This is a genomic window from Proteus hauseri ATCC 700826 (assembly GCF_001654965.1).
Lineage (GTDB): Bacteria > Pseudomonadota > Gammaproteobacteria > Enterobacterales > Enterobacteriaceae > Proteus > Proteus hauseri.
This window is the reverse complement of the sequence record NZ_LXEV01000001.1, coordinates 21,936-30,105: the sequence shown is the minus strand read 5'-3', so window position 1 is coordinate 30,105 and position 8,170 is coordinate 21,936. Positions and strand designations below refer to the sequence as shown.

The following is an 8,170-nucleotide window of genomic DNA, read 5'->3' as shown; positions in this document are numbered from 1 at the left end:
ATGCGTTGTTTGAAAAAGAACCTATCTCATCACTAGTTTTAACGAAATTATTGGTGAGATAGGCTCTGATACAACAAATCGAGTCCAGTATCTTGCAGATACGAATGTCATAGATAATATGACGCTGTGTCAGATGCAATCATAGCTGATTTTATGGTTAGTCTGATTTGTTTTGCTCTTGCGAGGCAAGCTGGCTATTTATTTACATCATAGTGACAGGTTAATTTATGAGTGCGAATAGCGGAGCTCAAGATAGCAAACGCGGTGGTGATATTACCAAATGGATCGTTGCCGTTTTACTATTGGCAGTAGCTGTGGGTGGCAACTATCTTTATCGTGAATTTAACCTTGCTTTACGAGCTTTGGCTGTAGTTGCTTTGTTCGTAGCAGCAGGCGGGATCGCATTGTGGACAACACAAGGCAAGGCAACATTAGCTTTTGCACGCGAAGCTCGTATTGAAATGCGTAAGGTAGTATGGCCAACGCGTCAAGAAACATTGCAAACAACATTAATTGTTGCTGCGGTGACGGCTATTGTGTCATTAGTTCTTTGGGGACTGGATGGCATTCTGGTTCGTTTAGTTTCATTTATTACTGGCCTGTGAGGTGTCCATGACTGATTCTCCAAAAAAACGCTGGTATGTCATTCAGGCATTTTCTGGCTTTGAAGGCCGTGTTGCACAGTCTTTACGTGAACATATCAAGTTAAACGAAATGGAAGACTCATTCGGCGAAGTTATGGTTCCAACAGAAGAAGTTGTTGAGATCCGTAGTGGACAACGTCGTAAAAGTGAGCGTAAATTTTTCCCAGGTTATGTACTTGTCCAAATGGTCATGAATGATGCGACTTGGCATTTAGTACGTAACGTACCACGTGTGATGGGTTTTATCGGCGGAACATCAGACCGCCCAGCACCAATTAGCGACAAAGAAGTTGATGCGATAATGAATCGCTTACAACAAGTTGGTGATAAACCTCGTCCTAAAACACTGTTTGAGCCAGGTGAAATGGTTCGTGTTAGCGATGGTCCATTCGCTGACTTTAATGGTGTTGTAGAAGAAGTGGATTACGAGAAAAGCCGCTTAAAAGTTTCTGTTTCTATCTTCGGTCGTGCGACCCCAGTTGAACTAGACTTTGGTCAGGTAGAAAAAGGCTAAACCTTTTTACATCGCTTTTCTTGCAAAAGGTGGAAAAGTTAACTACAATTTTCCACCTTTCGTTTTGAGTTGTCTTGCAATTGCGCGAGACAAAGTAAAATCGGGGAGCCCTAGCCGGGCGATATACCCAAATTGAGGAATTAATTAATGGCTAAGAAAGTCCAAGCCTATATCAAGCTGCAAGTTTCAGCAGGTATGGCTAATCCAAGTCCACCAGTTGGTCCAGCTCTGGGTCAACAAGGTGTTAACATCATGGAATTCTGTAAAGCGTTCAATGCTAAAACTGAAAGCGTTGAAAAAGGTTTACCAATCCCTGTTGTTATTACTGTTTACGCAGACCGTTCTTTTACTTTCATTACCAAAACGCCTCCAGCAGCAGTACTGCTGAAAAAAGCTGCGGGCCTGAAATCAGGTTCTGGTAAACCGAACAAAGAGAAAGTAGGTAAAATTACTACTGCTCAAGTTCGTGAAATCGCGGAAACTAAAGCTGCGGACCTGACTGGTGCTGATGTTGAAGCTATGATGCGTTCAATTGAAGGTACTGCTCGTTCCATGGGCCTGGTAGTGGAGGATTAATCTGATGGCTAAACTAACCAAGCGTATGCGCAACATCCGTGAGAAAGTAGAAGTAACTAAACAGTATGACATCGCTGAAGCGATAGCATTACTGAAAGAACTGGCTACTGCTAAATTTGTTGAAAGTGTTGATGTTGCTGTTAACCTCGGCATCGATGCTCGTAAATCAGACCAAAACGTTCGTGGTGCTACTGTTCTGCCACACGGTACTGGCCGTTCAGTTCGCGTTGCTGTATTCGCACAAGGTGCAAATGCTGAAGCTGCGAAAGAAGCTGGTGCAGAATTAGTGGGTATGGATGACTTAGCTGCTAAAGTTAAAGCTGGCGAAATGGACTTTGACGTTGTTATCGCATCTCCAGATGCAATGCGCGTTGTAGGTCAATTAGGTCAAATCTTAGGACCACGTGGCTTAATGCCAAACCCGAAAGTGGGTACTGTAACTCCTAACGTTGCTGAAGCAGTTAAAAATGCTAAAGCAGGTCAGGTTCGTTACCGTAACGACAAAAATGGTATTATCCATACCACTATCGGTAAAGTTGATTTCAACGAAACTCAGTTGAAAGAAAACTTAGAATCACTGTTGATTGCTCTGAAAAAAGCAAAACCATCAGCAGCGAAAGGCGTTTATATCAAGAAAGTAAGCCTGTCTACCACTATGGGTGCAGGTGTTGCTATTGATCAAGCTGGTCTGAACGCAACAGTTTAATCTTCGATTAGACTTTAAGTCATAAAAGACTTTACCTTGGCGTCAAATTTGTATAGAATTTGACGCCTTGAGTTTAGCTATGTTACATTTTTTATTTAAGTGAACATAACTAAATTTCCAAATTTCGGTTGGAGTCTGGCCTATCCAGACCCCGTCCAAGACCGCAGGTGTAAGTAATTACTTAATTTTCCTGCGTAGACGGTGAGAGAGCCAAAAAGAATTTTATATTCTGGATTCTGCTCACCGTGTTTTAGCGCTTATTTCCATTGTGGTAATAAGTGATGTGAGTCCGAGTTTTACTCGGTTAATCCAGGAGCAAGAAGCTAATGGCACTAAATCTTCAAGACAAACAAGCGATTGTTGCTGAAGTCAGCGAAGTTGCCAAAGGTGCGCTTTCTGCAGTTGTTGCGGATTCTCGCGGCGTAACTGTAGCAAAAATGACCGAACTGCGTAAAGCATGTCGTGATGCTGGTGTTACTGTACGTGTAGTACGTAACACACTGCTGCGTCGTGCTGTTGAAGGTACTTCTTACGATGTACTGAAAGACGTATTTGTTGGTCCAACCTTGATTGCTTTCTCTTTCGAACATCCGGGCGCTGCAGCTCGTCTGTTCAAAGATTTCGCTAAAGCGAACCCAGCATTCGAGATTAAAGCAGCTGCCTTTGAAGGTGAGTTTATCCCAGGTTCGAACATTGATCGTCTGGCTACACTCCCAACTTACGATGAAGCAATCGCACGCCTGATGGCAACCATGAAAGAAGCCGCTGCCGGCAAATTGGTTCGCACTCTGGCTGCTCTACGCGATCAGAAAGAAGCTGCTTAATAGCCAATTTCTTCGTTGCTTTATTTACGTATAAACTTTTTCTGAATTTTAGGAACACTTGTTATGTCTATTTCTAAAGACGATATCTTAAACGCAGTTGCTGAAATGTCTGTAATGGACGTTGTTGAACTGATCTCTATGATGGAAGAAAAATTCGGTGTATCTGCTGCTGCAGCTGTTGCTGTTGCTGCGGGTCCAGCAGAAGCTGCTGAAGAGAAAACTGAATTTGACGTTATCCTGAAAGCTATCGGCGGTAACAAAGTAGCAGTAATCAAAGCAGTACGTGGCGCTACCGGTCTTGGCCTGAAAGAAGCTAAAGACTTAGTAGAATCTGCACCAGCAGCACTGAAAGAAGGCATCAGCAAAGACGACGCTGAAACTCTGAAGAAAGCTCTGGAAGAAGCAGGCGCTGAGGTTGAAGTTAAATAATTTAACTTCCCAGAGTGCAGCCTAACGGCTGATGGCTGGTGATTATTTGGTCACCAGCCTTTTTGCGCTGTAAGGTAAGAGTAGCTTTTTCACACTTTTTGGCTTCCTCTTTACCTAAATATTTTTTGCTATTGACGACTTAATATACTGCATTACGACTACGATCCACGTTTTTCCAAAAGCTCGGTAGTCATACAATGCAATGAAATGGTTTAAGAGTAATAGCAATAAGTATTATGGAAAATGTTAATTTTCCTACCTACAAAAAATAGTGTTAGCAGAATGTCGTGTCGTCCTTAATAACTAAGTGCCGGCAAAGTGGGTCACTTTTCAGCGAGCTGAGGAACCCTATGGTTTACTCCTATACCGAGAAAAAACGTATTCGTAAGGATTTTGGTAAACGTCCACAAGTTCTGGACATTCCCTATCTCCTTTCTATCCAACTTGACTCGTTCCAGAAGTTTATCGAGCAAGATCCTGATGGACAAAATGGTCTGGAAGCAGCTTTCCGTTCCGTATTTCCAATTCAAAGCTACAGTGGTAATGCTGAACTACAATATGTCAGTTACCGCCTTGGCGAGCCTGTTTTTGATGTTAAAGAATGTCAGATCCGCGGTGTAACTTATTCTGCACCATTGCGTGTAAAACTGCGTCTGGTCATTTATGAACGTGAAGCGCCAGAAGGCACCGTTAAAGACATTAAAGAACAAGAAGTCTATATGGGTGAAATCCCATTAATGACTGATAACGGTACTTTTGTCATCAATGGTACTGAGCGTGTTATCGTTTCCCAGTTACACCGTAGCCCTGGTGTGTTCTTTGATAGTGACAAAGGTAAAACACACTCTTCAGGTAAGGTACTGTATAACGCACGTATTATCCCTTATCGTGGCTCTTGGTTAGACTTTGAATTCGACCCTAAAGATAACCTTTTTGTCCGTATTGACCGTCGCCGTAAATTACCAGCGACTATCATTTTACGCGCGATGAACTACAGCACCGAAGATATTCTGAATCTGTTCTTCGAAAAAACAACGTTTGAAATCAGCAACAACAAACTGATGATGACGTTAGTGCCTGAACGTCTGCGTGGTGAAACTGCTTCATTTGATATCGAAGCAAACGGCAAAGTCTATGTCGAAAAAGGCCGTCGTATTACTGCTCGTCATATCCGTCAATTAGAGAAAGAAGAAGTTAATCGCATTGAAGTACCTGTTGAATATATTGCAGGTAAAGTGGTTGCTCGTGACTATATTGATGAAGCGACAGGCGAACTGATTTGTGCTGCTAACATGGAAATCTCTTTAGATGTGTTAGCTCGCTTAAGTCAAGCCGGTCATAAGACGATAGAAACTCTGTTTACCAATGACTTAGATCATGGTGCTTATATTTCAGAAACTGTTCGTGTCGATCCTACCAATGATCGCTTAAGCGCATTAGTTGAAATTTATCGCATGATGCGTCCTGGTGAACCACCTACACGCGAAGCTGCAGAAAACTTATTTGAGAATTTATTCTTCTCTGAAGATCGTTATGATCTTTCTGCTGTTGGTCGTATGAAGTTCAACCGTTCTTTAAACCGTCAAGAAATTGAAGGGTCAGGTATCCTGAGCCAAGAAGATATCATTGAAGTGATGAAAAAACTGATTGATATCCGTAATGGTAAAGGCGAAGTGGATGATATCGACCACTTAGGTAACCGTCGTATCCGTTCTGTCGGTGAAATGGCTGAAAACCAATTCCGTGTTGGTCTGGTGCGTGTTGAACGTGCAGTTAAAGAGCGTCTATCTTTAGGCGATCTTGATGCACTGATGCCACAAGATATGATCAACGCCAAACCGATTTCTGCTGCTGTCAAAGAATTCTTTGGCTCAAGTCAGTTATCACAGTTTATGGATCAGAATAACCCGCTATCAGAAATTACGCACAAACGTCGTATTTCTGCATTAGGCCCAGGTGGTTTGACCCGTGAACGTGCAGGCTTTGAAGTTCGAGACGTACACCCAACGCACTATGGTCGTGTGTGTCCTATCGAAACGCCTGAAGGTCCAAACATCGGTCTTATTAACTCATTATCTGTTTATGCACAGACCAATGAGTACGGATTCCTTGAAACGCCTTACCGTGTTGTAGAAAACAACGCTGTAACAGATGAAATTCACTATCTGTCAGCAATTGAAGAAGGTAACTTCATCATTGCTCAGGCTAACTCCGTATTAGACGATGATAACCACTTTGTAGAAGAGTTAGTGACTTGCCGTCATAGAGGCGAGTCAAGCTTATTTAGTCGTGATCAAGTTCAGTACATGGACGTTTCAACTCAACAGGTTGTTTCTGTCGGTGCATCACTGATCCCATTCCTTGAACACGATGACGCCAACCGTGCATTGATGGGTGCGAACATGCAACGTCAGGCTGTTCCTACACTTCGTGGTGATAAACCACTGGTAGGTACAGGTATGGAGCGTGCTGTAGCGGTTGACTCAGGTGTTACTGCTGTTGCAAAACGTGGTGGTACTGTTCAATACGTTGATGCTTCTCGTATCGTTATTAAAGTTAACGAAGAAGAGACTTATGCTGGCGAAGCGGGCATTGACATCTATAGCTTGACTAAATACACCCGTTCTAACCAGAACACATGTATTAACCAAACACCTTGTGTTTCTTTAGGCGAACCTGTTGAACGCGGTGATGTGCTAGCTGATGGTCCTTCAACAGACCTCGGTGAATTAGCATTAGGTCAAAACATGCGCGTGGCATTCATGCCGTGGAATGGTTATAACTATGAGGACTCCATCCTCGTATCTGAGCGTGTTGTTCAAGAAGACCGTTTCACAACTATCCATATTCAAGAACTTGCTTGTGTGTCTCGTGACACCAAATTAGGGCCTGAAGAGATTACTGCGGACATCCCTAATGTGGGTGAAGCTGCATTATCTAAACTGGATGAATCAGGTATCGTTTATATCGGTGCTGAAGTGAAAGGCGGAGACATTCTGGTTGGTAAAGTAACACCTAAAGGTGAGACTCAACTGACTCCAGAAGAGAAACTGCTGCGCGCAATTTTTGGTGAAAAAGCGTCTGATGTTAAAGACTCTTCTTTACGCGTTCCTAACGGTGTATCTGGTACAGTTATCGATGTACAAGTATTTACTCGTGATGGCGTAGAAAAAGATAAACGTGCATTAGAAATTGAAGAATCACAGTTACGTGAAGTTAAGAAAGACTTAACTGAAGAACTGCGTATCTTTGAAGCAGGTCTTTTCGCTCGTATCCGTGGTGTTCTGATTGCTGGCGGTATTGAAGCTGAGAAATTAGACAAATTACCTCGTGAACGTTGGTTAGAACTGGGTATTGCTGATGAAGAGAAGCAAAACCAGTTAGAACAATTAGCTGAACAGTATGATGAACTGAAGGCTGAGTTTGCGAAGAAACTGGAAGCTAAACGTCGTAAAATCACTCAAGGTGATGACTTAGCACCTGGCGTGCTGAAGATCGTTAAGGTTTATCTGGCTGTTAAACGTCAGATCCAACCGGGTGATAAGATGGCGGGTCGTCATGGTAACAAGGGTGTTATCTCTAAGATTAACCCAATTGAAGACATGCCATACGATGAAAACGGTAATCCTGTTGACCTCGTACTGAACCCACTGGGCGTACCATCACGTATGAACATTGGTCAGATCCTAGAAACCCACTTGGGTATGGCTGCAAAAGGTATCGGTGATAAAATCAACGCGATGCTGAAACAGCAACAGGAAGTGGCTAAGTTACGTGAGTTTATCCAGAAAGCTTATGATCTGGGTATGGCACCTCGTCAGAAAGTTGACTTAGATACTTTCAGTGATGAAGAAGTGTTACGTCTGGCTGAAAACCTGAAAAAAGGTATGCCAACCGCAACACCAGTGTTTGATGGTGCTGAAGAGATGGAAATTAAAGAGATGCTTAAATTAGCAGATCTTCCAACCTCAGGTCAGATTACACTATTCGATGGTCGTACTGGTGAACAATTTGAGCGTCCAGTAACTGTTGGTTACATGTACATGCTGAAACTGAACCACTTAGTTGATGACAAGATGCACGCCCGTTCTACAGGTTCGTACAGTCTGGTTACTCAACAACCTCTTGGTGGTAAAGCTCAGTTTGGTGGACAGCGTTTCGGGGAGATGGAAGTGTGGGCACTGGAAGCATATGGTGCAGCTTATACTCTTCAAGAAATGCTTACTGTTAAGTCAGATGACGTTAACGGTCGTACCAAAATGTATAAAAACATCGTTGATGGTAACCATCAGATGGAACCAGGTATGCCAGAATCGTTCAACGTATTGTTGAAAGAGATCCGCTCACTGGGTATCAACATCGAATTGGAAGACGAATAACGGATTCCATAAAGGCAGACTGTCAGAAATGGCAGTCTGCTAAACAGTGACTACACTGGATTAAAGGGGTGAATGACAGGGGTCATTTGCCTGGCAGG

The 8,170-nt window shown here is 43.0% G+C and carries 7 protein-coding genes; all 7 read left to right on the top strand.

Annotated elements, in window-relative coordinates; genetic code table 11:
• The first annotated feature begins 227 nt into the window (after window positions 1-227).
• The gene (gene secE, locus M997_RS00125; RefSeq protein WP_064718097.1) at window positions 228-605 is read left to right on the top strand and encodes a preprotein translocase subunit SecE; all 378 of its coding nucleotides are present in this window, start codon (window positions 228-230) and stop codon (window positions 603-605) included.
• 7 nt (window positions 606-612) lie between these two features.
• Window positions 613-1,158 carry a transcription termination/antitermination protein NusG gene (gene nusG, locus M997_RS00120; RefSeq protein WP_064718096.1) on the top strand — a complete coding sequence of 182 codons (546 nt, stop codon included), beginning with the start codon at window positions 613-615 and terminating at the stop codon, window positions 1,156-1,158.
• Between the two features lie 147 nt (window positions 1,159-1,305).
• Entirely contained in the window at window positions 1,306-1,734 is a 429-nt protein-coding gene (gene rplK / locus M997_RS00115) for a 50S ribosomal protein L11 (RefSeq protein WP_064718095.1), read from the top strand.
• A gap of 4 nt (window positions 1,735-1,738) precedes the next feature.
• Window positions 1,739-2,440 carry a 50S ribosomal protein L1 gene (rplA, locus tag M997_RS00110; protein WP_064718094.1) on the top strand — a complete coding sequence of 234 codons (702 nt, stop codon included), beginning with the start codon at window positions 1,739-1,741 and terminating at the stop codon, window positions 2,438-2,440.
• A 326-nt stretch (window positions 2,441-2,766) separates the two neighbouring features.
• Window positions 2,767-3,264 (top strand): 50S ribosomal protein L10, encoded by a 498-nt coding sequence (gene rplJ, locus M997_RS00105; protein ID WP_064718093.1) that lies wholly within the window; start codon window positions 2,767-2,769, stop codon window positions 3,262-3,264.
• Between the two features lie 63 nt (window positions 3,265-3,327).
• Window positions 3,328-3,693: a 50S ribosomal protein L7/L12 gene (rplL, locus tag M997_RS00100; RefSeq protein WP_064718092.1), complete on the top strand. Its 366-nt coding sequence runs from the start codon at window positions 3,328-3,330 to the stop codon at window positions 3,691-3,693.
• Between the two features lie 350 nt (window positions 3,694-4,043).
• Window positions 4,044-8,072 (top strand): DNA-directed RNA polymerase subunit beta, encoded by a 4,029-nt coding sequence (rpoB, locus tag M997_RS00095; protein WP_064718091.1) that lies wholly within the window; start codon window positions 4,044-4,046, stop codon window positions 8,070-8,072.
• Window positions 8,073-8,170: the final 98 nt, after the last annotated feature.